The organism is Pseudarthrobacter sp. O4, assembly GCF_050157025.1.
In the GTDB taxonomy this organism is placed as follows: Bacteria; Actinomycetota; Actinomycetes; order Actinomycetales; family Micrococcaceae; genus Arthrobacter.
In genome coordinates this window covers 4,519,808-4,544,034 of sequence record NZ_CP189591.1, presented here as the reverse complement: position 1 = coordinate 4,544,034, position 24,227 = coordinate 4,519,808, and the positions used below count along the sequence as shown (strand labels likewise).

The window sequence follows — 24,227 nt, the reverse complement described above, 5'->3', positions numbered from 1 at the left end:
CTACCTGCAAAGGAAGCACATGACAGGCCCATCGGATGCACAAGTGGTCCTCCCGCTTGACCTCCCCCAAACCGCCTGGGCCAACGGCGCAGGCCACACGAGGGAAATCAGCGTCAGTACCAAGATCGGCCCCGAGCGCTTTTCGGACAGGCGCTCCGCGGACTACCAGTGGCGGCTCAGCCTTGCCGAGCTGACTCGGGCGGCAAATTTTTCGATGCTCCCCGGGATCGACCGGGTCTTTACGCTCGCAAGCCAGGGACCCTTGGCGATGACCGTAGACGGCGTCGAACGCATTTTGTGGCGCGGTCAAAGAGTGGAATTCACGGGAGAAGTAGCCGTAAGAATCGAACTGGCTTCGCCGGAGCCGCAACTTGGCTTGAACCTCATGACCCGTCGCGGCTCCTGCACCGGATGGACGAGCGTTCAGTGGCTGAACGGCAAACTGGCACTGGATCCCAGCGCCGGCGTAGCGGCAGTAACCGTATTGGCAGGGACGGTTCTTCTTTCAGATGGCAGAAAACTGACGGACTTGGCAACGTTGGTCCTGGATGTGCGAGCCGAGGAGATAGAGGCGGAGGCATGCCTTTTGGCCATTACTACGGTCCGCAGACTGTAGTGGCCGGGCCCGCCGGCGGCTTTAGTCCGTTTCCGGCCCTGTGCAGTAGAAGCAACCGTCTACTGCGAGGCCGTTTCTGCAGACATCGTCGTCATCGGGCAGTTCCACGCCATCTGCTGGAATCCTGTTCATGGGGTGATCTTCTTTCAGGTTCGAAGGACGGTGCGCGCGGCCGGCCGACTGCTTTGGGGGCGGGCGGACGCCAAGGTGAAGGTCTTTGGTTTCCGGGGCCCGCTCTGGCGCGGGTGAAATGGCCCCCAATATGCCGGCCATCATCCAAGCAAAGCCGTTGGTAGGACAGAGCTAAGCACGGACTTGCCACTGTTCTCAACCCCGGGAACGTCTTTTTTATTTGTTCCACGATACCCATTGTGTGATTTGTGATCACAAGATAATGTTGTCTGAACAACCCTCGAAAGAGAGTTGGGCCACATTAACTGCCCCGGCCCCCGCATACAGGGAATGGCCAGCAGCCGGGAACCGCGGTCCCACCGCGGCGACTCTTAGGAAGTGCACCTATGCCGAACAGACTTCTCCTGCATGTCGCAGAGAATAAGAAACTTGAAGCCATTGCCACGCGCAATCGGCTAACCCGGCCCATCGTGGACAGGTATGTCGCGGGCCGCGGCTTGGACGAAGCCTGGACTGCGACGAAGGCCCTCAACCGGGCTGGTATCGACGTCAGCCTGGACCTTTTGGGCGAGTCGGTACACCACCTTGCCCAGTCCAAAGCGGCCACCCAGGAATACCAGGGCGCCATCGAGAATATTCGAAACCAGGCCCCGGGCTCAACCGTCTCGGTGAAGCTCTCCCAGCTTGGCATCATGATCGACCCCCAGGAGTGTGCGAACAACCTGAAGGCCCTTCTGAACGCTGCCACCACCCACGGGGCAACCGTGGAGGTCGACATGGAACACAGCTCGGTGGGCCGGGAAACCCTCGCCATTTACAAGAGCATCCTGCCGGACCATCCCAACACCCGGCTGGCCATCCAGGCCAACATGCGCCAAACGCCCGAGGACCTCTTGTCCTTCACGGACATCAAGCCCCGGATCCGTCTTGTCAAAGGCGCCTTTGACGAATCCTCGTCCGCTGCACTGTGCAATGCAGACGAGGTCACCGAGCAATACAAGTATCTTTCCCGCTGGGCGCTTCAGCACCTGCCGGACCCGGCCTTCGGAACCCACGACGACACCTGCATCGACGTGGTCAAGGAAACCGCGGCCGAGCTTGGACTGGACAAGCGGGACTTCGAATTCCAGATGCTGTACGGAGTCCGGAGGAAGTTGCAGGATGAGTTGGTCCGCGACGGATACCGCGTCCGCGTGTACCTCCCCTACGGAACGCAGTGGTACCCGTATCTGATGCGCCGGATGGCTGAGAAACCGGCCAACCTGCTGCTCTTCCTTCGCTCCCTCATCGGAGGCTGATGTGGCAATGACGTAAGCTGAATTGTGATCAAATATCACGCTTAGTGGCCGCCAGCTAGAAACGGAGTACTTCATGAGCCTTGAAATGACCCGTCCAGTCACCCCCACGTTGGTGGCTGACCAGGTGTACGAGGTCTTGGAGAACGCCATTTTGACCGGCACTTTGGAATCCGGGTCACCCCTTCGGGTCCGCGATCTGGCGGCCATGGTAGGCACCAGCGTCATGCCCGTCCGGGAGGCAATCCGCCGCCTGGAGGAAGCAAGGCTGGCCACCCGCATCCCCCACAAGGGTGCAGTGGTCAGGACGTTCACTGCCATCGAACTGATTCACATCTACGACGTACGGACAATCCTCGAGGTACAAGCTGCGACCCAGGGAGCCCCTAATGTCAGCCGCAAGAACCTACGGGAGATGGAATCCTCCTGCGAAAAGATGCAGAAGGCCGTCGCGGAAGGTCGCATCATTGACGCCCTGGACCTGGATGAGGAAGTTCTCCGGACCCTGTACCGGGCCTCGGGTAATCCCGTACTCGTCAGTATTATCGAACAACTTTGGCTCCAGTGCCGGCCCTACAAGGTGATCGGCGCAACGGAGGCCCTTGCCAAGAACGACAACACGCTCTGGACTCCGCAACCAGCGTTGGTCCAGGCACTCATCGACGGCGACACCGCCGCTACCACCACTATCACCGCGGACTCCCTCGCCAGCGCCCTGCGCCGGCTGGAGCTCCGACTGGAAACCCAATAACCAACCCGGGGCTTACTGCCCCGGCACATCGCAGAGGAGAAAGCCGGATAATGGCCACTCAATCAGTCAGCGTTGCTGGAAACTTCAAGGTACCCACCCCGCACAACGAGCCGTCCCGCGAATTCCGTCCGGGATCCCCCGAAGCAGCCGACGTCAAGAAGAAGATCGCCGAAGTTACAGCCAGCGTTCGCGACCTTCCCCATGTCATCAACGGAGTACGCTCCATGACCGGGGAGCTGCGCAACGTCACAGCTCCCCACCGCCACTCCCAGGTATTGGGCCGCATCCCCACGGCAGACGAGGCGGTAGTCCAGTCTGCGATCGACGCGGCCCTGGCCGCCCAACACGACTGGTCCCGGACTCCCTGGTGGGAACGCGCCGCGATCTTCCTGCGTGCCGGCAACCTCGCCGCGGGGAAGTACCGTGACGAGCTGGTAGCCACCACCATGCTTGGGCAGTCCAAGACGTTCCACCAGGCAGAGATCGACGCCGCCAGCGAAGTAGCGGATTTCTTCCGCTACAACGCCCACCTTGCCCAGCAGATCTTCGCTGATCAGCCGGAGTCCCTGCAGGGCGAAGGCAACTCGCTGGACCAGCGTGGCCTGGAAGGCTTCGTCCTGGCCATCACGCCGTTCAACTTCACCGCCATTGCCAGCAACCTGCCCACCACTGCTGCACTCATGGGAAACACCGTTGTCTGGAAGCCCTCCGAGAAGTCGGCCCTCAGCAATGACGTCCTCATGCGGATGTTCGAGGAAGCCGGCCTTCCGCCAGGTGTGATCAACCTCGTCCACGGCTCGGGCCGTGCGATCTCCGACCAGGCGATGAGCCACCCGGACTTTGCAGGCCTGACCTTCACGGGTTCCACGGACGTGTTCCGCAGCCTCTGGAAAAAAGCCGGTGACAACATCGACCAGTACCGCTCCTTCCCCCGCCTGGTAGGCGAAACGGGTGGCAAGAACGCTGTGGTGGCACACCCCAGCGCCGATCCGGACGCCCTGCGCGCTGCCCTGGTTCGCAGTGGCTTCGAGTACTCGGGCCAGAAGTGCTCCGCGGCATCACGCACTTACATCCCGCGCAGCATCTGGAGCCAGATCAAGGACGAACTTGTCGAGACCGTCAAGTCGCTGCGGGTGGGCGATGTGGCCGAGCACGAGACGTTCCTCGGAGCAGTTATCGACGAGACGTCGCTGCGCAAGATCGAGGCTGCCCTCGAGAAGGCCAAGGCCCTCCCGAGCCATACCCTCCTGGCCGGCGGGAACGTCCACGCCGAAGAGGGCTGGTTCGTCGAACCCACGATCTTCGAGACCACCGATCCCCACGCCTTCACCATGAGCGAGGAATTCTTCGGTCCCCTCCTGACGGTCTACGTGTACGAGGACAACGAATGGGAGTCCGTCCTGGATCTGGTGGACCAGACCAGCAACTATGCCCTGACCCTTTCCATCTTCGCCAACGACCGCCGGGCAGTCTCCCTGGCACTGGACAAGCTCCGCAATGCTGCCGGCATGACCTACATCAACGACAAGCCCACCGGCGCCCTCATGGGACAGGTCGCCTTTGGCGGTGGCCGCGGCTCCGGCACCAATGACAAGGCCGGTTCCCGCCTGGCCCTCCAGCGCTGGCTCAGCGGACGGTTCATCCACGAGAACTTCTCACCGTCCACCGAATGGCGCCAGCCGTACCTCGCCCAGTAACAAATCTAAGGCCCCACTGACCAAGGCCTCCCGTGACCGGCTGGGTGCGCGTCCGCGCACTCAGCCTCCAACCGCCGCCGGGTCTCTCGCAACGTGCCCGGCGGCTTCCGCAGCCGCCGCCTGACCATGTCCGGGCGGCGGCTGCTGCCCTCTCCGGCCTTCCACACAGCCACGGAAGTTCTCTCATGAAGAAACGCAACATTCCCCGGATCACCACGGCCTCCAGCCAGGCCGCAGCAGCAACGCCCCAGAAGAGGCGGGACCAGCGCGGGATGGCGATGTCCATCCTGCTCCTGTTCGCCCGCCACCGGAGCCTCAGCAGCCCGCAGATCGCAGGCCTTCTCCGGGTTCCAACAGCCACCGTCTATCGGCACCTCCAGACCCTGTTGCAGGCCGGCTTCGTCGTTGAAAGCCAGGTCATCGGCCGCTACTCGGCCGGGCCCGAAGTGGTGCGGCTGGCGGATAACTACCGCGATGAAGCCCTGGCCCAAGGCGTCGTGAGACAGCGGCTTGAGCAACTCTCGGGCGAGACCGGCGAATTGGCTGCTTTCCTTGTTCAGAGCAGCGGAGAAGCCCTCTGCGTCGAATCGGTGGAAAGCACCCATATCCTCAGTTGCAGCTACGCTGCCGGACGTTCACGCCCACTGTTGAACGGAGCCAGTGCACGCGCCATTCTGGCCTCGTTGCCGGAAGAAGAAATCGAGGGGATTCTTGCCGGCCATTTCCTGGGCAGGGAAGAAGAAGCCAGCATCCGTGCCGACCTCTCAAATATCCGGGAGCGCGGCTACGCAACCAGCTCCGGCGCCCTGGCTCCGGGCATCTGGGGCGTCAGCGCCCCCGTGTTCAGCGAGGCAAACAGCCTCGCCGGTGTAGTGACCACCATGGTTCCCCTCGAGCGCGCCGCCACAGAGGACGCACGTGCCCTGTTCGTCAACAGCACGCGCCAGGCAGCCGCGGACCTGGGCCATGTGACTGCACCCGTCTGACGCGGGTTGCGGCATTCCTAAGGTCGACGACGGCGATGGCGGCACCGCGGCGAGGGGCGCCGCCGCCGTCAGCGAATCAATTCGTCCTCGCCGGCGAGGCCGTCTGCGGCACCCTCAGAGCTCAGCTGGCGATACCTGTTTGTCCTTGGCGTGCTGCCCGCCCCCATTCCTCATCCGGAGAACCACCAAGGACGCCGTGCACGTGACGACACCCGGAATGCTCCCTGTGAGGTTATCGAACCCGAATATCCGCTACGCGCCGAGCGCAGTGCTGTTGCGGGGGACCGGCGGGAATTGTAGCCACCGAGGTGGCGACGGCGTGATCCCCGAGCTGACGCGCCCCCGCGGACGTGCCAGCGCCAGTGTTGCGGAAGGCCCGTGGGATGTGCACCTTGCCTCCAGCCTGGCATTGCGGGCCTCGGGCAAACTCTTCTCGTCAGCGGAGCTCACATGCTGCGTCCGTTTCCAGGCCGATCAGTTCCTGAACCGTCTGGCGGCGTCGTATCAGCGTGGTAATGTCGCCGTCGACGAGGACCTCCGGTATGAGCGGACGGGAGTTGTAGTTTGACGACATGCTGGAGCCGTAGGCGCCGGTGTCATGGAATACAGCCAGGTCGCCAAGCCCGGCCTCAGGCAGCTTCATGGTCTGAACTTCGCCTGCGTCGGACTGCGTAAAGACGTCACCGGCCTCGCAGAGCGGCCCGGCGAGCACGACGTCGGAAAGCGGACCCGAGCGCGGGGATCCGTCGGCACCGAGGATTGTCACATGATGCCTGCTGCCATACATGGCCGGGCGGCCAAGGTCATTGAAACCAGCGTCGACCAGCAAAAAGTGGTTGTGGGCAACCTGCTTGCTCGCCCTTATTTCGGCGGCAAGCACTCCTGACTGCGCGACAAGGAAACGACCTGGTTCAATTTCGAGTCTGACGCTGTGACCCAAATGGTCGCTGATCTCGCGTCTCGCGGCGTCCCAGACGTTGAAGTACCGTTCCGTGTCCACGGTCGGGTCGTCCGGAGCATAGGGAATGGAGAGGCCGCCACCGGCCGATATCGCCTCAAGGTCCCGGCCATGCCGTTTGACCTGCTGAACCATGGCGTCGCACACCTGCTCGAGATGGGAGTAATCGACGCCGGAGCCAATGTGCATATGGAAGCCGACCAGTTTCAACCCGTGCCGATCGACGAGGTCCAGGCTTTCTGCGAGATGCTCGTGCCAGATGCCGTGCTTGCTGTGATCGCCACCGGTGTTCGTCTTGCGGCTATGGCCGTGCCCGAATCCGGGGTTGATTCTGAGCCACACAGCGTGGCCGGGCGACGCCGGTCCCAGCTGTTCCAGCATTTGTGGTGAACCTACATTCACCGGTATCCGTCGCTCAGCAACCAGCTTCAACGCTTCGCGGTCCAGCAGATCCGCCGTGAAGATAATCTGCTCCTCAGCCGTGCCAGGTGAGTATCCGGCGGTCAGGGCCCTTAGGACCTCGCCAGCAGATACCGCGTCCACCAGTACACCCAGCTCCTGCATCAGGCGGAGGATGTGGATGTTTGATCCTGCCTTTTGTGCGTATCGGATGACATCGAAGTTTCGAAGTTGATCAACTTGTGCCCGGATGGTGCCCGCATCGTAGATCCACACAGGAGTTCCAACGCGATCAACGATCCCCGCCACACGGGCTCCGGAAAGGCTTCCGGGAAGCGGCTTAATTGTGGGCTGATTGTGACGTTCGGACATTCGGTCCTCAGGGTTTCAGCACAGGTCGTCGGCCACGTTGCGCTGACGGCTGGGTTCGGGGCTCCGGCAGAAGGGGCAATCCAGCGAAAACTCTCCACCGGTGCAACCTGTCCAGGTGCGCTGGTCGGCCGCTTCCTGCTTCAAGGCTGGAAGTGCGTCGTAGTGCAGGCGCTGCTGGGTGGTTCTTGGGGCTGTCAGCTTCTTCATGGCTGCGGTTTCCTGGTCTTAGTGGCTTTGGACAATTGTTGTCCTTGGGGCCCGGCCTCTGTCGGTGATATGGCACTGGGTGCGTGCCGCTACTGCTTACTTGACTTCTCTGGCGTGCTTGGCGCCTATATCCAGTTTAGATATGTGATCACAAATCACGCAATAGCTGGGCTGGAGATTTTTGGATCATGTTTAGTTTTGGAACGTGTTTAGGAGTGTGCATGACGACTGACACTGGCAATACGAGCAAAACAGGGCCGCTCACCATTAGGATCGTTCCCATGCCAGGAAAAAAAGCGGATGCTGCCCAACAACAGGAGATCAAGAAGCCCTTGTTGGGGGCCCAGTCCGGATCCTTTCCGGCCTTTTCGATCACACCCACCCTTGTAGCGGATCAAGTCTACGAGGCACTGCGCACCGCGATTCTCACCGGCGAATTGGCCGGGGGCTCCCCCGTAAGGGTCCGGGACGTTGCTGCGATGGTCGGTACAAGCGTGATGCCGGTCAGGGAAGCCATTCGCCGGCTGGAAGAGACAGGACTGGCCACTCGGGTGGCGGCCCACCGGGGGGCAGTCGTCCGTGAATTCACCGTCGATGAACTGATCCATATCTACGAAGTACGGGCCACATTGGAGATTGAGGCCGCCCGCCGCGGAGCTGCCAACGTCACTGACGCTGACGTAGCGCGCATGGAGGCTGCCTGCGCCCGAATGCAAAAGGCGGTCACCGAACGCCGCGTGTGGGATGCCTTGGATGATGACGAAGACCTGCTCCGCACTCTGTACTCCGCAGGCCGCAACCCCGGTCCTGATGGACGTCATAGAAAATCTCTGGCTTCAGTGCCGGCCCTACAAAGTCATCGGCGCCACGGAAGCAATCCAGCACGACGACGCCAGTCTTTGGACCCCACAGCCCGCCATTTTGGAAGCCGCCCGGGCAAGGGACGTGAAGGCAGCCACTAAATTGACCAAGCAGTCCTTGGCCAGTGCTCGCCAGCGCCTCGAGAAACGCCTCGTCCCCCAGTAGGCATCATTCACCCGGAGCGGTCTCGTCAGGATCGGACTTTTGTAGGACACTCAAGGTGATGCCACCATCAGTAAACGTAGAGGACCTTCCCCTCAACAGCTTCCATAAGCGGCTGGCCGTCTATTCAGCCGGCGGTCCCTTCCTTGATGGCTACGTCTTGAGCATCATCGGCGTTGCGCTGGTCCAAGCGACTCCACAACTGGAGCTGACCGTCTACTGGGAAGGCCTGATCGGCGCCTCCGCGCTCGTAGGAATCTTCTTTGGCGGATTCCTCGGCGGATGGCTGACCGATAAGTTCGGACGGCAAACGCTTTACACTCTTGACCTCGCCGCAATCGTCTTGTGTTCAGCGCTGCAATTTTGGGTTCAGGACGCGCTTGGATTATTTGTGCTCAGGCTCCTGATAGGCATCGCGGTGGGCGCCGATTACCCGATAGCCACGTCGCTGCTCGTTGAGTTTACTCCTCGAAGATATCGGGGACCCCTAGTGGGCGGCCTGATCGTCATGTGGTTTGTGGGTGCCGCAGTCGCCTACATCGTGGGTGAACTGCTGCTCCAAACAGGACCTGACGGATGGCGGTGGATGCTGGCCAGCGCCACGTTCCCGGCTTTGGTCTTCCTCATCCTCCGGCAAGGCACTCCCGAATCACCTCGATGGCTCGCCAACAAAGGGCGTATGGAAGAAGCGAGAGCCGTAGTTGCCCGCGTCTTCGGCGAAGGCGTGAAGCTGGCGAGCTTCGAGTCGGCCGCGGGCGATCGCGTGAGTGCCGGCGTCCTGTTCCGGTCCGGGTACGGCGGCCGTATCTTCTTCATATCCGTCTTCTGGACCTGCTCCATCATTCCGCTGTTCGCGATTTATGCCTTCGCGCCCAGGATCCTCGACGCGCTCGGCCTAGGCGGGACCAGGGCCAACTTTGGATCCGCTGTCATCACCATCCTCTTTTTGTCGGGAACCGTGGTGTTCGTCCTGTTGATCAATCGACTGGGCCGCAGAAAGGTGATCCTCCACAGTTTCTTGTGGTCGGGCCTTGCCCTGCTGGGATTGGGCCTCTTCCCCCAGTCTTCCCCGACCGTCACAATGATTCTTTTTGCAGGATATGCGCTTTTTATTGGAGGAACCCAAATCCTGCAATGGGTGTACCCCAACGAACTCTTTCCGACCGAGGTGCGGGGAACCGCCGTTGGACTCGCATCCTCGCTGAGCCGGATTGGCGCGGCAGCAGGCACCTACCTTGTTCCGCTCTCGCTGACCGAGCTGGGGATCGGAGCGACGATGCTGATCGCCGCGGGCATCACACTGGTCGGCTTCCTCGTAAGCCTTCGGATGGCACCCGAAACTCGAGGACTCGCACTGGAGGAGGCGGCGTCGCTTTAGCTGCTGGCGAGGCTCGCCGAGCCGTGCCCGTGGAGCCCTATCTACCTCTGGCAAGCACCGTCGCCGAAAACCAAAAAACCTGGATCCCCAACAGTCTGCACTCGACAGTTGTCTACTTGGTGGCTCTTCAGGAACGATATGGCTTCTGACTGGGAAGATCCGCCTGCGCCCACAGGCGGACCTTCTCAGTGCCTTGAGCGATCGACCGAGGACGGGTTCGTATTGCCGCTCACCCGCCTACAAGGTGCCCGTCCTCGCATCTGCACTGCCCTTAAGGATCGGAGAGTCGCTGCGCCAGTTCTCCGGCTGGACCCTCTCCCAGAGACTTCCCTTGCCGAGGTCTTTGCCCAGCTGGTCTTCCCGCCTGAACCACTGTTCGGCACTCCTGATCCTGTTGGGGTGGATTTCGTCGAGCAGCGCGTAATCCCTGGTGATGATGTCGTGTTTCCACACGTTCCAGAAGCCTGTGAAATTGTCCCGGAAGCTCATGGTGCTTTTGTCGTTGGGATCGGCGTTGTATCCGGCAGGCAGATCAGCAGCGCCGCTCAGCGGACCACCCCAATATGTGTCTAAATCTGTGTCGATGTATTGCGCCGGATGCCCTGTGACCTTCTCGAATGCGGCAGCCATATCGGCATAGGTCATGTGTTCGATAGCGACTTCGAGGTCCATGCCGTTCGCCCGTTCCTGATTGTCGAAAAGCCAGCGAACATAGAACCCGCAATCTTCCAGGGACACGTGGGGAACTGCGCCCTTTCCGAGCGGGACCCGCCACGTAACGACACCGTCCTCGATATTGGGCGTCATGGGCGTGAGCGGTGAGATCACCATTTCAATGTAAGGACCGGAGGTGAAGACCGCTGCTCCCATTCTGTCCTTGTTCTTCTGGTTCTGGAACAGTACCCATTCGGCTATACGGCCTTTACCGTCGTAGTGGCCGGTGCGGAACTTGGAGTCGTAGCCGGATTTCTTGAGTGCGTAGTCGAGGTTTCCGTAGACGTAGAACTTGATTCCTTCCTCAATCGCTATCTCATAACTGCGGATGGCCCAATACATCTCCGTTTTCTCACCGGTATTGAACCCGTCGATGTTGACGTACGCCCCGTCGCAGCCGCGGAATCCTTCCCGCAGCACATCTTCGTCGGCGAATGACCCTTCAATGATGGAGACGTTGCCCAGCGCGAGGAGTGCCTGGGCCCTCGGAGAGGTGGCGTCGCGGGTGAGGACCCGAACTTTGTATTTTTTGTCGGCCACAAGACCTTGGACGATGGGCATCCCTTGGGCCCCTGTGCCGCCGATGATGAATATTGTGGGTGTGGTCTGGGAAGACATAGTTTTCGACTCCATAAGTTGAGGACGGACGCGATCAATACGCATTGGGCGGCGTGCTTGAAACCAATCGGTTTCAGGGAGCGTATACCGATCGGTTTTGATACTGCAAACGGTGCCCCACCCGTCACGGACCGATCGGTTTTATTTTCGGCGAAGTTCGCGCTAACCTCGCAGTATGCCCACAGCAACGAATCTGAGTTCCCGAGAGCGACTACTGGAGGCAGCGGCAACGCTTACTTACCGGGACGGTGTCGGGATCGGCATCCAGGCGCTATGCAAGGCGGCCGGCGTGTCCAAGCGCTCCATGTACGAGCTGTTCGACAGCAAGGATGAACTGCTGGCCGCGAGCCTGGAGCAACGCTCCTCCGCCTTCGTAGCGGGGCTCCTGCCTACGGCGGGCGATGGCCGTTCGCCTCGGGAGCGTATCCTGCACGTCTTCCAGCAAGTGGAATTGCAAGCTGGTGCGCCTGAGTTCCAGGGCTGTCGGTACCTGGCAGTGCAGATCGAACTCAAGGATCAGAGCCACCCTGCAAGCCAGGTGGCTCACCGAGTCAAGGGAAACCTGACAGCTTTTTTCCGCGCTGAGGCTGCCGGGGGTGGTGCGAGTGATCCTGACCTGCTGGCCCGGCAGCTCAGCCTGGTCTTCGACGGCGCCAGCGCACGGGCGGGCATCGGAGCTGACAATCTGAGAGGGCTCATCTCACCTACCGTCAACATACTGCTCGACGCAGCAGATATGCGTTAGTAATCGCGTTCTCGACCAAGGACTGTGACTTAGTGCCCTCCCAGAATCGAAGGTGCGGGTAGCGCTTCGCATCGATTCATAACCCTGCGGTACACCCACGACTGGAGGGGCCGGACCGTGCGAGTGCTGAGCCGCCTGCCGTCCGACACGGAGACGCCGTGGTTGCATCGGTGCTCGAAGACTTGCCAACTCGCTGGATCGCTCTGGATCCATGACAGGGGCCATCCAGTTTGCAATGACAGGACCGATCGGTTTACGGTAATAAAACCGACCGGTTTCACAAAGTTCGAAGCCAGCGATCACAGCACCTTAGGGTGGGTTCGAACTTGGTCAAATCCCGTTCTCCGCTGCAAGTCATTGGAACGCAGCCGAAGAAGTAGCCCTCAATCCAGATTTGCAGGAGATCCTTGTGCTCAGTTCACTCACCCACCGCTTCGTCGACGTAAATGGGGTCCGGCTGCACATTGCCGAGCAGGGCGAAGGCCCGCTGGTGCTGTTACTCCACGGCTGGCCAGAGAGTTGGTACTCCTGGCGTCACCAGTTCGGGGCGCTTGCGGCGGCCGGGTACCGGGTTGTGGCCCCCGACCAGCGCGGTTACGCCCGCAGCGAGCAGCCGGCAGATGTCACGTCGTACACGCTGCTCCACCTCGTCGGCGACATGATCGCCCTGATCGAGGAGCTGGGCGAGGAGCAGGCGATCCTCGTGGGGCACGATTGGGGCGCACCCGTTGCCTGGACCGCGGCAATGTTGCGCCCGGACAAGGTCCGCGCCGTGGCCGGGCTCAGTGTCCCGCCGATTCTGCCCGGCGGGATGGTCCCGCCCTCAATCACACGCACCCAATACGGCGAGGGCTTCTACCAGGTTTACTTCCAGGAGCCGGGAGTCGTTGACGCGGAGCTCGCGAAGGACATCCCGGACTCCTTCCGCCGCATCCTCGTCGGTGCCTCAGGCGACAACCCGGACAGCACGGAGCCCCGCCCATTGGTCATACCCGACGGTCTGGGCCTCCTGGACACCATGCCCGAGTCGCCCGCTCTCCCGGACTGGCTGACGGAGGAGGATATCCAGGTTTACGCCGAGGACTACGCCCTCCACGGCGAGCAGGCCTTCACCGGAGCCTTCAACTGGTACCGGAACATCGAGCGCAACAACGAACTGCTCGCGCCTTTTCGGGGGCGCGGGATCGACGTCCCCGCGCTGTACCTGGTGGGAGACCGCGACATGGTCACCTCCCTAAGCGGCCCAGGCGGGCTGGCCTCGCTGACCGCGCTGGTGCCTCGACTGCACGACCCGGTGGTGCTGCCGGGCTGTGGGCACTGGACTCAGCAGGAGCGTCCCGCCGAGGTAAATTCCGCACTCCTGGACTTCCTCGCCGGCATCGACGGCTCGACGGCCCGATGACACGACGCAGAACCGCCTGGCCGGCAAGACAGTCGCCAAGCACATCCTGGACCCTCTGAACATCTGACCCACCCAACCCAGACAAACCACAACCAGACAGAGGACACAAATGACCGAGCGCAATCGCATCCTGATCACCGGCGCAGCCGGCGAAATCGGCGGTGTGAGCAGGACGATGGTCAACATGCTGATTGAACAAGGGCACCCGGTGCGCGCGTTCGTGCGACAGGACGACGAACGCGCGGACTCGCTCCGCCAGGCCGGGGCCGAGGTCTTCGTCGGTGACCTGCTGAACATCGCCGACGTGACCGCCGCACTGAAGGGCTGCCGGCGCATCTACTTCAGCATGAGCCTGTCGCCGTACTACACCGACGCCGTCAGCCTGATGGCAGCGGCGGCGCGGGCACAGGGCGACATCGAAGTCTTCGTCAATATCTCCGAGTACGAGCAGTGGTTCATGCCGTTCGAGAAGATGACCGCACCAGTCGAAGAACGGCGTGAATGGCTCGGCGGACTCGTCACCGACTGGTCACCGCAGCATCGGGCCCACTGGGTCGCCGAGCAGGTGCTGGACTGGTCCGGCATCCCGACCGTCAACGTGCGGGCGGCCATCTTCGTAGAGAACCCCATCCTGACCTGGCTGGCGCTGGAGCCGCTGGGCAATGGCGAACTGCGCCTGCCCTTCGGTACCCAGCGGTTCGCGCCCATCGCCGGTTACGACGTGGCGGAACTATGCGCGAAGATCCTCCTCGACCCGGCACCGCACATCTCGAAGTCCTACGAGCTCACCGGTCCTGAACTCAAGGACATGCACGAGTTCGCTGCGGACTACGGGGCCGCGCTGGGACGCCAGATCACTTACGTTCCCGAAGATGTAGAAACCTGGAACAAGCAATACGTGGACAGTGCCATGGGCGCCTATCCACACATTGCGGAGCACCTGAAGTCCCTGACGCGACTGGTCGCCGGCGGACGCTACGGCGCCGCCGGAGTCAGCGAACAGCTGGAAACCCTGCTCGGGCGCCCGCCAAAGACCGTGCGGTGGGCGCTGAAGAACCATCCCCGCATCCGGAAAATGGCATCTGTGAGCCACTGAGCGGCCTCGACGACGCAGCACTGGAGTCCCCGGCTTGGGGACTCCAGTGCGGCTGGGAGCAGAGCGGCTCCGCCCAGAAAACTCATGATCAAAGTAGGAATTGCGACCACGCTAACCTGAAGGAGGGTGTCGTGTCGGCTGAGAAGTTGGCTCTGAATCTGGAGGAAGTTAGTTTTGAAGATCCGCGTGCTGCACGACTGCGGGATCTGCTGAACAAAGAACTCCTCGCCCGGTACGCCACGGCGGAAGAGCCCACCCTTCCGGCTGCCGCCAGGTCTGCATTAAGCGTCCCGGCCGAAGACTTTGTCGCGAATGTCCTCGTTGTCACCTCCTTCGGGCACGCGATAGGGCACGGGGCACTTCGCCTGCTGGACGGGGAGTGGGAAGTCAAGCGTGTCATCGTTGACCCCGCAGCGCGTGGCCTCGGAGCCGCGACTCAACTCATGGCCGGACTGGAGCAAATCGCAGCTGCGGCTGGCGCCAGGCGGGTCATTCTTCAAACCGGTGGCAAACAACCAGAAGCAGAAGCCCTCTACCGAAAGATCGGCTACAGAGAAATTCCGGTGTATCCGCCCTACAACACGGCCATACCCTTGTCAGTCTGCTTCGAGAAGGAACTTGAGGCTTGAGTCCCAGCAACCTCAACGGAGCTCGCTTTCAAGCGCGTCACCGGTAGAAATTAGCCCGCGCACAGTCTGAAACTGTAGGATTCGGTGTCGTTGCAGCTCACGCGCCAGCTAGACGCAGGGCCAAACCTTCCCGGAGGTGGTCAATGACAGCGGTGATGCGTCTGGGGGTCTGCGAGGTTGCCGAATAGAGGGCATGGATGTCGGCGTGCGGGGTGGGGACGTGCTGAAGGACCTGGCGGAGCGTCCCTGCGCGGATCAGTGGATCGACGTGCCAGCTCGAGCGCATGATTAGGCCCAGGCCCTGGGCGCACCAGCCGGTGACGACGTCTCCGTCGTCGCTGACCATGTTTCCGATGACGCGTACGTACTGCTGCTGGTTTTCGGCGCCGAATCGCCATAGCGCGTAGTCGGCGTTGTTTTCGCGCAGCACGATGCAATTGTGACGCTCCAGGTCCTCGACAGTCTCCAGCGGTGGCCTGTTGTCCAAGTACTGCGGAGCCGCGCAAACGATTCTCCGGTTCCGTGCGAGCAGTTTGGCCTTGAGCCTCGAATCCTCCAGCGCGCCGACGCGGATGGCAATGTCGAAATTCGTGCCGGAAATGTTCAGCGGAAGGGCGGAGAGTTCCAGATCGATGTGAATCTGGGGATGTTGCAGCATGAATTCACCGAGCAGCGGTGCGATGTGGGTTCGCCCGATTCCGAGGGTGGAGTGGACGGTGATCCTGCCTTTAAGTTCGCCGTGCTGGTGTGAGACGAGGTCTTCGAGGTCGGCCTTTTGTTGCAGGATCGCGAGTGCCCCGGCGGCGTAGCGGTGTCCTTCCTCGGTCAGCGTCAACCTACGGGTGCTGCGTCTGATCAGCGTCACCCCCAGGCGGGCTTCCAGCGCTGAGAGGCGCTTGCTGACCGAAGCCACTCCTTTACCCCAGGTCCTCGCCGCTTCGGTGAGGCTTTGCGACCGTGCGATCTGTTCAAAGAACTCCAGGTCGTCTATCTGGTATAGGTCCATGACCGATTCTTTCTTTTGAGGAAAAATTGCATTGTCTCACAGCCCGATAATCGCGGGCTTTTTGTTTCGTACGCTTGTGTGACTGGAAGCACAGCCGGAACCAAAGGCCCTCTGAGGGCACGGCTCGATTCGGGACAACGGCGTTCACACGAGAAGGACCATGATCATGACCAGGACACACCGCATCGCAGTCATCGCCGGAGATGGCATCGGCCAGGAAGTTGTGCCCGAGGGCCTGCGGGCACTGGAATCAGCCTCCGAGGCGTTCGACTTCAAGCTGGAGACCACGCAGTTCGACTACGCGAATGCCGACTACTACACCAAGCACGGCAAGATGATGCCGGATAACTGGTTCGAAGAGCTGAGCACTTTTGATGCGATTTTCTTCGGCGCCGTGGGCTGGCCGGACGTCGTCCCGGACCACGTCTCGCTCTGGGGCAGCCTGCTCCAGTTCCGCCGCGGTTTCGACCAGTACGTCAGCCTCCGCCCGGTAAAGCTGCTGGCAGGAATGGACAGCCCCCTGGCCGGCCGCGTGCCCGGGGACGTGGACTTCTACGTCGTGCGGGAGAACACGGAGGGCGAATACTCCAGCATCGGTGGGAAAATCTTCGAAGGCACCGACCGTGAAACGGTGATCCAGGAAACCGTCATGACCCGCACCGGTGTTGACCGGATCCTGAAGTACGCCTTCGACCTTGCGCAGAGCCGGCCGAAGAAGCACCTCACGTCCGCGACAAAGAGCAACGGCATTTCCATCTCGATGCCCTATTGGGATGAGCGCGTGGAGCAGATGGCCAAAGGCTTCACCGACCTGAAGGTCGACAAGTACCACATCGATATTTTGACGGCTAACTTCGTGATGCACCCGGACTGGTTCGACGTCGTGGTCGCCAGCAACCTGTTCGGCGACATCCTCTCGGACCTGGGCCCGGCCTGCACGGGGACCATCGGCATCGCCCCGAGCGGGAACATCAACCCCGAACGCAAGTTCCCCAGCCTTTTCGAACCGGTCCACGGCTCCGCGCCGGACATCGCCGGCAAGGGGATCGCGAACCCGGTCGGCCAGATCTGGAGTGCTTCGATGATGCTCGAACACCTCGGCGAACGAGGGGCCGCGGCAGCTGTCCAGCAAGGTTTCGAAAACGTCCTGGAACGCGGCGGCAAGCACATCCTCACCCCGGATCTGGGCGGCGAAGCCACCACGGAAATCCTGGGCAAGACTGTCGCCGAAGAGATCACGGCCGTGGCCCTGACCGCAACGGACCACTGAAATGACCGTTACCCCAGTCGAAGACCGGCTCCGCGTCAGTGGAGCAGGTCTCTCGGTGCTCATCGCGCCGGACAAGTTCAAAGGCTCCTTGACCGCATCCCAGGTGGCCCGGGCCATCGCCCATGGCCTCCGCAAGGAACAGCCTGGACTGAATGTGATCGAATTGCCGGTCGCCGACGGGGGCGACGGGACCCTAAATGCTTTTCTCGCCAGCGGATACGTCGCGCATCCGATTTCCGTGACCGGACCGGATAGCGATCTCCAGCCCTCGACCCTGGCTCTCAAGGACGGCACGGCCGTGATCGAGACCGCACTGACCTCAGGCCTGGCCATGCGCGGTGACCGGCCGTTGTCCCCGCTGAGCGGCACGAGCCGCGGCGTCGGTGATGCCATCTTGGCAGCCCTCGACGCCGGGGCGCGCAGGATCATCATCGGCCTCGGGGGCAGCGCCTGCACCGACGGAGGAGCGGGCATGCTCCAAGCCCTGGGCGTTTCCCTCCGCGATGGATCAGGTGCGGTCCTGTACCCCGGCGGGGTCAGCCTGCTGGATCTGCACACGGTCGACATCTCCGGGCTTGATCCACGAATCTGGGATACGGAGATCATTCTGGCCACCGACGTCACCAACCCGTTGTGCGGTCCGGACGGCGCCGCCGCCGTCTACGGCCCGCAAAAGGGCGCCAGCAGCGAGGACGTCACCGTCCTTGACCGGGCGCTTGGCCATTTCGCCTCTCTTGTCGCCCCCGAAGCCGCGCACCTTCCCGGTGCCGGTGCCGCGGGCGGCATCGGCTACGCCGCGCTGGCGGTGCTCGGCGCCACGGCCCGCCCGGGAATCGAACTGATCATGGAACTGCTGGACTTCGAATCCCATCTGGCCGGCGCGGACCTCGTCATCACCGGCGAAGGCCGCCTGGACGATCAGTCCTTCCACGGCAAAGCACCGATGGGCGTGCTGATGGCAGCAGCCCGGCACAACATCCCCACCATCGCCGTATGCGGGTCCAGCCAGCTCACGCCGGCACCCCGTCACCCGGACTTCGACACCATTCACGCGATCACGGACATAGCACCGGATATTGCCACGGCCATCCGCAACGCTGAACCGCTGCTCGAACGCCTCGCAGCACAAATCACGGTTCGGAAGCGATCCGCCCGCTCCGCGAACTAACGGACAAGACACCTATCACCCGGGCAGCGGCGCCCACCCTCCCAATGAAGCGAGAAACCACTATGAGCACCACCACAGAAAGCAAGGAAGCACCAACGCGCGTCCCCCGGTTCCAGCTGGGCGGAGTGCCACTGATTGTCCCGGTCATCATGGCCGGCATCGTCATCACCGCCGGCGCCCTCGACGCGGTCCCCGCCAACATGATCGGCGGCCTGGCAATCATCACAGCCTTCGGCATGCTGCTCGGCCCGCTGGGCAACCGGCTCCCGGTCATCTCCAAGATCGGCGGCGGCGCCCTGGTCTGCCTGATGGTCCCGTCCCTGCTCGTCTACTTCGGCGTCTTCAACGCCAACATGCTCGAAGCAACCACGGCTCTGATGAAGGAAGCCAACTTCCTCTACTTCGTCATCTGCACCCTGGTCGTCGGCAGCATCCTTGGCATGCACCGGACCATGATGCTCCGGGCCCTGGTCCGCATCTTCCCACCCCTCGTCGCCGGAACGGCCGCGGCCGTAACCGCCGGCATCGGCGTCGCCATGCTCTTTGGCTACAGCTTCGAACGCGCCCTGTTCTACATCGTGGTCCCCATCATCGGCGGCGGTATCGGAGAAGGCGTCATTCCCCTCTCCGCCGCCTACGCCAACGCTCTGGGCGGAACGCCCAAGGACTTCATCGCGCAGCTGATCCCGGCCGCTGTCATCGGCAACATCGTCGCCATCATCCTCGCCGGCATGCTCCGCCGCCTAGGTGAACGCAAAGCCCACCTCGACGGCGGCGGCATGCTCGTCAGGCCCAAGAAGGGCTCCAACGACGCCGAGATCTTTGAAGCTGCGCACCACGACACCGTCCAGGCCAACCCGAACTACGCCATGGGCATCCTGCTCATCTGCGGCATGTTCGTCCTGGCCAGCCTCGCCGAACCCTTCCTCCACCTGCCCGCACCGGTGCTGGTCATCGTCTTCTCCGTCATCCTCAAAGTCGCAGGCATCGTCCCGGCCAGCGTCGAAGGCTCCGCCCGCGCCGTCTACGCCATCGTCTCCAAGCACCTGATCTACCCGACGATGATCGGACTCGGGATGCTCTACGTGCCGATGGCCGACGTCATCAGCGTCCTCTCCATCGGCTACGTCGTCACCTGCGCGGCAGTCGTGATCACCATGGCCCTCGTAGGCTTCTACGTCGGCAAGGCGCTGGGCATGTACCCCATAGACGCCTCCCTCGTCACCGTCTGCCACAGCGGGCTCGGCGGCACCGGCGACGTCGCCATCCTCTCCGCATCCAACCGTATGAACCTCATGCCCTTCGCCCAGATCTCCACCCGCATCGGCGGCGTCACCACCGTCATCTCCGCAGCATCCCTGATCCACCTCACCGCCGGCTAAGACCGGCACACTAGAACCACTGCGCAGGGAGGCGGAGCCGTTATCGGCTCCGCCTCCCTGCGACCGTAGCAACCCGAGGAAAAGTCGCCCATGGACGCGGCGCCAAAGCCTTTAGAAGAACCGATCCGCTACGGCTACCGAAGTTCCGTCGTCCTCGATTGGCGCGAACTGACCCCAGGGGACAACGTCGTGCTACAAAGCCCGGAACGAAGTGGAACCTCAGGCAGGAATTGTAGACGCCATCTCGGGTGACGGCTCCTTTATCTGGCTCCTGCAGAGCGGATGCGATGGGCGTCGCTTGTTCCACCGCCAAGACGGAACAAGACCCTCGTCGACCCCACCTCTGAACCGTCCACCGCAGATTCTTGGTCAATGACTCACTAGTAGTCCTGTGCTGAATCAACCTCCGGTGGCCAGGGCCTTGGTGATCGCCAATACGGTTCACGCCGCCGGGGCTAACCCGGCAGAAGTAGCTTCGACGAAGGCCACGGCCGGCAGGCCGATGTAATTCATCAGCTCGAAGCCTCAGGTTACGTCCCGGTATTGCGGCACCCAACCGCGGCACTTAAAGGCAGCCATACACGCACTCCGAGTGGGAATGGATGCGCTGGGCTAGCGAAAATAGAGGCCAATGTCTGTGCGTGCTTGGGCTACCTCCGGGCCATTAGTGCCAGGCCATCGTCCGCACAGTCAGACGTACCCACCGATGAATCCTCCAGCTTTACAGAGGGGTTCTTATCGGCTTGCGGAGGGCCTCCGGGCCGCGCGCTCGTGCTCGCGCCGGCACGCGGACCCAGCGCCGCCTCTCCACAGACACCACCTCGGCGTCTCACCATTCCGCATGTAGTCATCCAACACTCATGCAATGAATGGATATGAAGAACCAGCCACGTAACCGCTACCACCGGACATCTCGCTCCAAATCCACAACCGTTTATGTCGTGGAGGCCAGAGTTAACCATGAAGAGTAATTTATGTCGTGGAGGCCAGAGTTAACCATGAAGAGTAACTAGCCCCAACCCGGCCGCGCATTTCAAGAAGGAGGAACCCGGAACAGCAGCCGCCACCAACAAAAAAGGCCCCCGAAGGGGCTATAAGTGAACAATTTGTCCACACTCAGAGACCCACAAGCCCCTGAACAGGGAAAACACGTGCCCGAGGTGGGACTCGAACCGGACTCCAGCCCTGCAAAACCGCCCCTCCCCCGAAAACATCCCGAGTCCGAGCCAGTCCGACCGATGTACGGCCGAGTCCGAAGCCAACGGTGTGCACATTGTGCACACCCTTCTTTTTGTCCCATTGCTCACCATTGGTACGACTGCCGCACCCTGCGGAGTGCGGCACTTTGCCTTGTGCGCAGTGCGGTTCCGACCGCTCCTCCAGGCTTCAAGGTCCGGCCCGGCGCGTCGCCGATGACGGCCACGCCCGGGGCCGGTATTTGGGGCAAGACACAGGCTCCGAGTGGGTGAACGTCATTGACGGTCGTTCCCCCTTTTCCCAACTTCTCAAGTGCTGAAAGAAGGGAACCCGCATGACCTAACGTCAACGAGGCCGACGTCCTACACGATGATGACCGGTCGCCGGTAGCTGCCTACGCTATGTTGCGCCGCCCCGACCAAAAACTTCGCTCGGCCCTCCGCTATCGCTAATTTCCTCGCTTGGATTCCCTGACGCCCTTCAAGGCATTGCCGTGCAATTACGACGGCCCCGGCCGCAATGGGGAGGTCAAGGGCATCGTTGGTCCACGTTTGGAATTCGCGATCCCTGCATGGCCAGGTGTTCCGGCTTTTTAGCCGCCGACGACCTCTGTGCTGATCGCCCATAGCCGGGCAGCAGAGTCCGGATCCATCGCGTGGCCGGCAACGCCTTCGCGGGTCACGAAGGGCGGATTGACTACGGGAGCTTGCTGGCCGTACTCGAAGTAGCGCCCGCCGAGTCCGCGCAGGGTCGGGGAGGCGGCGAGCAGAACGGAAGTCGCGGCTCCTTGCTCCGCTGTCGAGAACGTCTTCGAGGGATCCTCGCGCGTGACGGCCAGGACGCTCGGCGGGAGGTGCCGGGAGAGCGCAGTGAGGATGCTCCCGGGTTGGAGGGTATTGACTGTGATGTCGTCTGCCACCCAGCGCTCATGCGCGGCGACGGCAAATAAGACGTTCGCCGTCTTGGAACGCCCGTAGGCGAGCTGTGGATCGTACTCCGTGTGAAGAAAACGGATGTCGTCGAAATCGAGTGGGGCCGCGAGGTGCGCTGCGGAGCTGACCACGACCACGCGCGCGTCCGACGCGGCGCGAAGGGCCGGGAGCAGACTGGTGGCGAGGGCGAAGTGGCCGAGGTGGTTCGTCGCGAACTGCAACTCCCACCCGTCCGACGTCCGCGTCTCCGGCGGCGCCATGATTCCTGCATTCGCGACAAGGATGTGCAGCGGGCCGCTCCACTCCCGCACGAACCGCGAGATCGACACCGGATCAGCAAGGTCCAGTGCAGCGACGGCGATCCGTTCGCGGCCGACTTCGGTGCGCAAAGCCCGCACGACTTCTTTGGCCCGGCCGGGATCGCGGACCGCGAGGGTCACCTCGGCGCCCGCACCGGCGAGGGCCCGGGCGGTCTCGGTTCCCAAGCCGGAGGCCCCTCCGGTAACGATCGCGCGGCGACCGGTCAAATCGATGCCCTCAACCACCTCTCGAGCCGTGGACAGCACGGTGAACGGGGTCCTGATGAGCGAGGACATGGCATGCTCCTTCTCCTGGTGGGGTCTCCGGCTGCGAAACCGGTGACGAGTGCAGGCAGGCTCGTGGTCCGCGCGTACGGCGCGGACCACGAGAGTCTGCTAAGTCAGGCTTGTTGCGGTCTGGTTCTTCTCGGCCTCTGCCGAGAGCCAAGCCCACTCGTTCCACTCCTCGAGGCGCGTGCCGTAGATGTGCGGGACGAGCTGCAGCGGCGGCGTGCCGAAGAAGACACGCAGTGGCGGGTTCTCGGCGTCGACGAGCTTCAGGATCGCCGGGCCGACACCGGCCGGATCGCCCATCTCGACATCAGCGAAGCCGCTCATGAATGCGTTCCGCACCTCGTCGTACTCGGCCAGCGGTGCGGAATACGACGAGGAAGCGCCGAACTCGGTAGCAAACGCGCCCGGCTGGACGACCGTCACCTTGATGCCGAACCCGGCGACCTCCTGCGACAGCGAGTCGGCGAGGCCCTCGACAGCAGCCTTGCTCGCGGTGTACCCGCCGGTAGTGGGGAAGGCGGCGATCCCGAGCATGCTCGAGAGCATGATGATGTGCCCGCTACGCTGCTCGCGCAGATAGGGCAGGGCCGCCTGGGCCACCCAGAGCGATCCGAACACATTTGTCTCGAACTGCGCGCGGACGTCGGCCTCGGTGAGTTCCTCGAGAGCTCCGAACAGTCCGTAGCCGGCATTGTTCACGACGACGTCGAGTGCACCGAAGTGTTCGTGCGTCCGCGCCACGGCACGGGCGACCTCGGCCTTGTCGGTGACATCAAGCTGCAGGGGAAGGACCGCGTCGCCATACGTGACGACGAGCTCCGTCAAGGTGTCGGCCCGGCGCGCAGTCGCCGCGACCCGGTCCCCGCGGGAAAGGGCCGCTTCCGCGAAACGGCGACCGAAACCGCGGGACGCGCCAGTGATGAACCACGTCTTGCTCATGAACGTTCTCTCCTTGATGAGTAGCTTACAACCGATTCTGGGACGTTATCACAAAGTGGTACTCAGTACCATTTTAGGCCGGTGTACTATTTAGGGATGGGAATCTCAAGCACCGACGGACAGCTCAAGAGCACTCCGCCTACGCTGCGGGAGCGGACCAAGCGGGCCATGCGCGCAGAAGTCATCGAGGTGGCGTTCCGCCTGTTCGCTGAGCACGGCTTCGACCAAACAACCGTTGAGCAGATCGCCGCCGAAGCGGGCCTGTCCCGGACCACCTTTTTCCGCTACTTCGGGACGAAGGAAGATGTCGTGCTGGGGCGGATGGCCGAATTAGGCCATGACATCGCGACGGCGCTCGACGCACGTCCTGCCAACGAGCACCCATGGCTTGCGTTGCGGCGAGCCATCGACGTCGTCACGCAGGTCGATACCGAAAATATGGACGAAGCCCAAAAGTTCATGCGGCTGATGAGCGACGCCTGCGCGCTGCGTACTCACGAATGGGAGCGGACACAAGGCTGGCAAAGCATACTTTCCCCCCGCCTGCTACGACGCTTGCGGGAGCAAAAGACAGGCGCGGACCCGCGGGCCGCCGCCCTGGCCGCCTCCGCGATCGCCTGCCTGAATGTCGCCACCGACTCATGGATGCAGGCCGGCGGCGCGCGTCCTCTCAGCGAACTTGTCGATGAGGCGATGGGCGCCGTATCACCACTCGAATAGAC

21 protein-coding genes and 1 pseudogene are annotated in these 24,227 nt (G+C 62.3%); 16 read left to right on the top strand and 6 right to left on the bottom strand.

Features of this window, described 5'->3' with window-relative positions:
- The first annotated feature begins 19 nt into the window (after positions 1 to 19).
- The 5 genes from ACQCSU_RS21000 (at position 20) to ACQCSU_RS20980 (ending at position 5,477) form a co-directional block, all read left to right on the top strand.
- On the top strand, positions 20 to 616 hold the full coding sequence (locus ACQCSU_RS21000; protein WP_426977301.1) for a HutD/Ves family protein: 597 nt from the start codon (positions 20 to 22) through the stop codon (positions 614 to 616).
- 518 nt (positions 617 to 1,134) lie between these two features.
- Positions 1,135 to 2,046, top strand: a complete 912-nt coding sequence (locus ACQCSU_RS20995; protein WP_426977299.1) for a proline dehydrogenase family protein — start codon at positions 1,135 to 1,137, stop codon at positions 2,044 to 2,046.
- 73 nt (positions 2,047 to 2,119) lie between these two features.
- On the top strand, positions 2,120 to 2,794 hold the full coding sequence (locus ACQCSU_RS20990) for a GntR family transcriptional regulator (RefSeq protein WP_426977297.1): 675 nt from the start codon (positions 2,120 to 2,122) through the stop codon (positions 2,792 to 2,794).
- Between the two features lie 50 nt (positions 2,795 to 2,844).
- Complete coding sequence (pruA, locus tag ACQCSU_RS20985) at positions 2,845 to 4,491, top strand: L-glutamate gamma-semialdehyde dehydrogenase (RefSeq protein WP_426977295.1); 1,647 nt, start codon at positions 2,845 to 2,847, stop codon at positions 4,489 to 4,491.
- 185 nt (positions 4,492 to 4,676) lie between these two features.
- Complete coding sequence (locus ACQCSU_RS20980; RefSeq protein ID WP_426977294.1) at positions 4,677 to 5,477, top strand: IclR family transcriptional regulator; 801 nt, start codon at positions 4,677 to 4,679, stop codon at positions 5,475 to 5,477.
- Positions 5,478 to 5,913: 436 nt separating this feature from the next.
- Here the strand turns inward: ACQCSU_RS20980 and lysA are convergent, their stop codons facing one another.
- Together lysA and ACQCSU_RS20970 are read right to left on the bottom strand one after the other, a co-directional pair.
- The gene (gene lysA, locus ACQCSU_RS20975; protein WP_426977292.1) at positions 5,914 to 7,110 is read right to left on the bottom strand and encodes a diaminopimelate decarboxylase; all 1,197 of its coding nucleotides are present in this window, start codon (positions 7,108 to 7,110) and stop codon (positions 5,914 to 5,916) included.
- Positions 7,111 to 7,221: 111 nt separating this feature from the next.
- On the bottom strand, positions 7,222 to 7,413 hold the full coding sequence (locus ACQCSU_RS20970) for a hypothetical protein (protein WP_426977290.1): 192 nt from the start codon (positions 7,411 to 7,413) through the stop codon (positions 7,222 to 7,224).
- A gap of 221 nt (positions 7,414 to 7,634) precedes the next feature.
- Here ACQCSU_RS20970 and ACQCSU_RS20965 point away from each other — a divergent pair, with 221 nt between their 5' ends.
- Positions 7,635 to 8,375, top strand: coding sequence for a GntR family transcriptional regulator (locus ACQCSU_RS20965; RefSeq protein ID WP_426977288.1), 741 nt, complete (start codon positions 7,635 to 7,637; stop codon positions 8,373 to 8,375).
- A 122-nt stretch (positions 8,376 to 8,497) separates the two neighbouring features.
- On the top strand, positions 8,498 to 9,814 hold the full coding sequence (locus ACQCSU_RS20960) for an MFS transporter (RefSeq protein WP_426979886.1): 1,317 nt from the start codon (positions 8,498 to 8,500) through the stop codon (positions 9,812 to 9,814).
- Between the two features lie 237 nt (positions 9,815 to 10,051).
- Here the strand turns inward: ACQCSU_RS20960 and ACQCSU_RS20955 are convergent, their stop codons facing one another.
- Positions 10,052 to 11,146, bottom strand: a complete 1,095-nt coding sequence (locus tag ACQCSU_RS20955) for an NmrA family NAD(P)-binding protein (protein WP_426977286.1) — start codon at positions 11,144 to 11,146, stop codon at positions 10,052 to 10,054.
- Between the two features lie 175 nt (positions 11,147 to 11,321).
- Here ACQCSU_RS20955 and ACQCSU_RS20950 point away from each other — a divergent pair.
- From ACQCSU_RS20950 to ACQCSU_RS20930, 5 genes and pseudogenes are all read left to right on the top strand, one after another.
- Positions 11,322 to 11,432, top strand: a pseudogene (locus tag ACQCSU_RS20950) (TetR/AcrR family transcriptional regulator); the annotation flags it as partial.
- A gap of 3 nt (positions 11,433 to 11,435) precedes the next feature.
- Positions 11,436 to 11,891: a TetR/AcrR family transcriptional regulator gene (locus ACQCSU_RS20945; protein WP_426979932.1), complete on the top strand. Its 456-nt coding sequence runs from the start codon at positions 11,436 to 11,438 to the stop codon at positions 11,889 to 11,891.
- 409 nt (positions 11,892 to 12,300) lie between these two features.
- Positions 12,301 to 13,293 carry an alpha/beta fold hydrolase gene (locus ACQCSU_RS20940; RefSeq protein ID WP_426977285.1) on the top strand — a complete coding sequence of 331 codons (993 nt, stop codon included), beginning with the start codon at positions 12,301 to 12,303 and terminating at the stop codon, positions 13,291 to 13,293.
- 109 nt (positions 13,294 to 13,402) lie between these two features.
- Positions 13,403 to 14,389 (top strand): NmrA family NAD(P)-binding protein, encoded by a 987-nt coding sequence (locus ACQCSU_RS20935; RefSeq protein WP_426977284.1) that lies wholly within the window; start codon positions 13,403 to 13,405, stop codon positions 14,387 to 14,389.
- Between the two features lie 131 nt (positions 14,390 to 14,520).
- On the top strand, positions 14,521 to 15,018 hold the full coding sequence (locus ACQCSU_RS20930) for a GNAT family N-acetyltransferase (RefSeq protein WP_426977282.1): 498 nt from the start codon (positions 14,521 to 14,523) through the stop codon (positions 15,016 to 15,018).
- A 97-nt stretch (positions 15,019 to 15,115) separates the two neighbouring features.
- Here the strand turns inward: ACQCSU_RS20930 and ACQCSU_RS20925 are convergent, their stop codons facing one another.
- Complete coding sequence (locus ACQCSU_RS20925; RefSeq protein WP_426977280.1) at positions 15,116 to 16,024, bottom strand: LysR family transcriptional regulator; 909 nt, start codon at positions 16,022 to 16,024, stop codon at positions 15,116 to 15,118.
- Between the two features lie 166 nt (positions 16,025 to 16,190).
- Between ACQCSU_RS20925 and ACQCSU_RS20920 the strand changes: the two genes are divergently transcribed.
- The 3 genes from ACQCSU_RS20920 (at position 16,191) to ACQCSU_RS20910 (ending at position 19,844) form a co-directional block, all read left to right on the top strand.
- Positions 16,191 to 17,294: a tartrate dehydrogenase gene (locus tag ACQCSU_RS20920; protein ID WP_426977278.1), complete on the top strand. Its 1,104-nt coding sequence runs from the start codon at positions 16,191 to 16,193 to the stop codon at positions 17,292 to 17,294.
- 1 nt (position 17,295) lies between these two features.
- The gene (locus ACQCSU_RS20915; protein WP_426977276.1) at positions 17,296 to 18,462 is read left to right on the top strand and encodes a glycerate kinase; all 1,167 of its coding nucleotides are present in this window, start codon (positions 17,296 to 17,298) and stop codon (positions 18,460 to 18,462) included.
- A gap of 62 nt (positions 18,463 to 18,524) precedes the next feature.
- Entirely contained in the window at positions 18,525 to 19,844 is a 1,320-nt protein-coding gene (locus tag ACQCSU_RS20910) for a 2-hydroxycarboxylate transporter family protein (RefSeq protein ID WP_426977275.1), read from the top strand.
- Between the two features lie 1,789 nt (positions 19,845 to 21,633).
- Here ACQCSU_RS20910 and ACQCSU_RS20905 read toward each other — a convergent pair.
- Together ACQCSU_RS20905 and ACQCSU_RS20900 are read right to left on the bottom strand one after the other, a co-directional pair.
- Complete coding sequence (locus ACQCSU_RS20905; protein WP_426977273.1) at positions 21,634 to 22,569, bottom strand: SDR family NAD(P)-dependent oxidoreductase; 936 nt, start codon at positions 22,567 to 22,569, stop codon at positions 21,634 to 21,636.
- 99 nt (positions 22,570 to 22,668) lie between these two features.
- Positions 22,669 to 23,505: an SDR family NAD(P)-dependent oxidoreductase gene (locus ACQCSU_RS20900; RefSeq protein ID WP_426977272.1), complete on the bottom strand. Its 837-nt coding sequence runs from the start codon at positions 23,503 to 23,505 to the stop codon at positions 22,669 to 22,671.
- Between the two features lie 168 nt (positions 23,506 to 23,673).
- Here ACQCSU_RS20900 and ACQCSU_RS20895 point away from each other — a divergent pair, with 168 nt between their 5' ends.
- Positions 23,674 to 24,225 carry a TetR family transcriptional regulator gene (locus tag ACQCSU_RS20895; protein ID WP_426977271.1) on the top strand — a complete coding sequence of 184 codons (552 nt, stop codon included), beginning with the start codon at positions 23,674 to 23,676 and terminating at the stop codon, positions 24,223 to 24,225.
- The last annotated feature ends 2 nt before the right edge of the window (positions 24,226 to 24,227 follow it).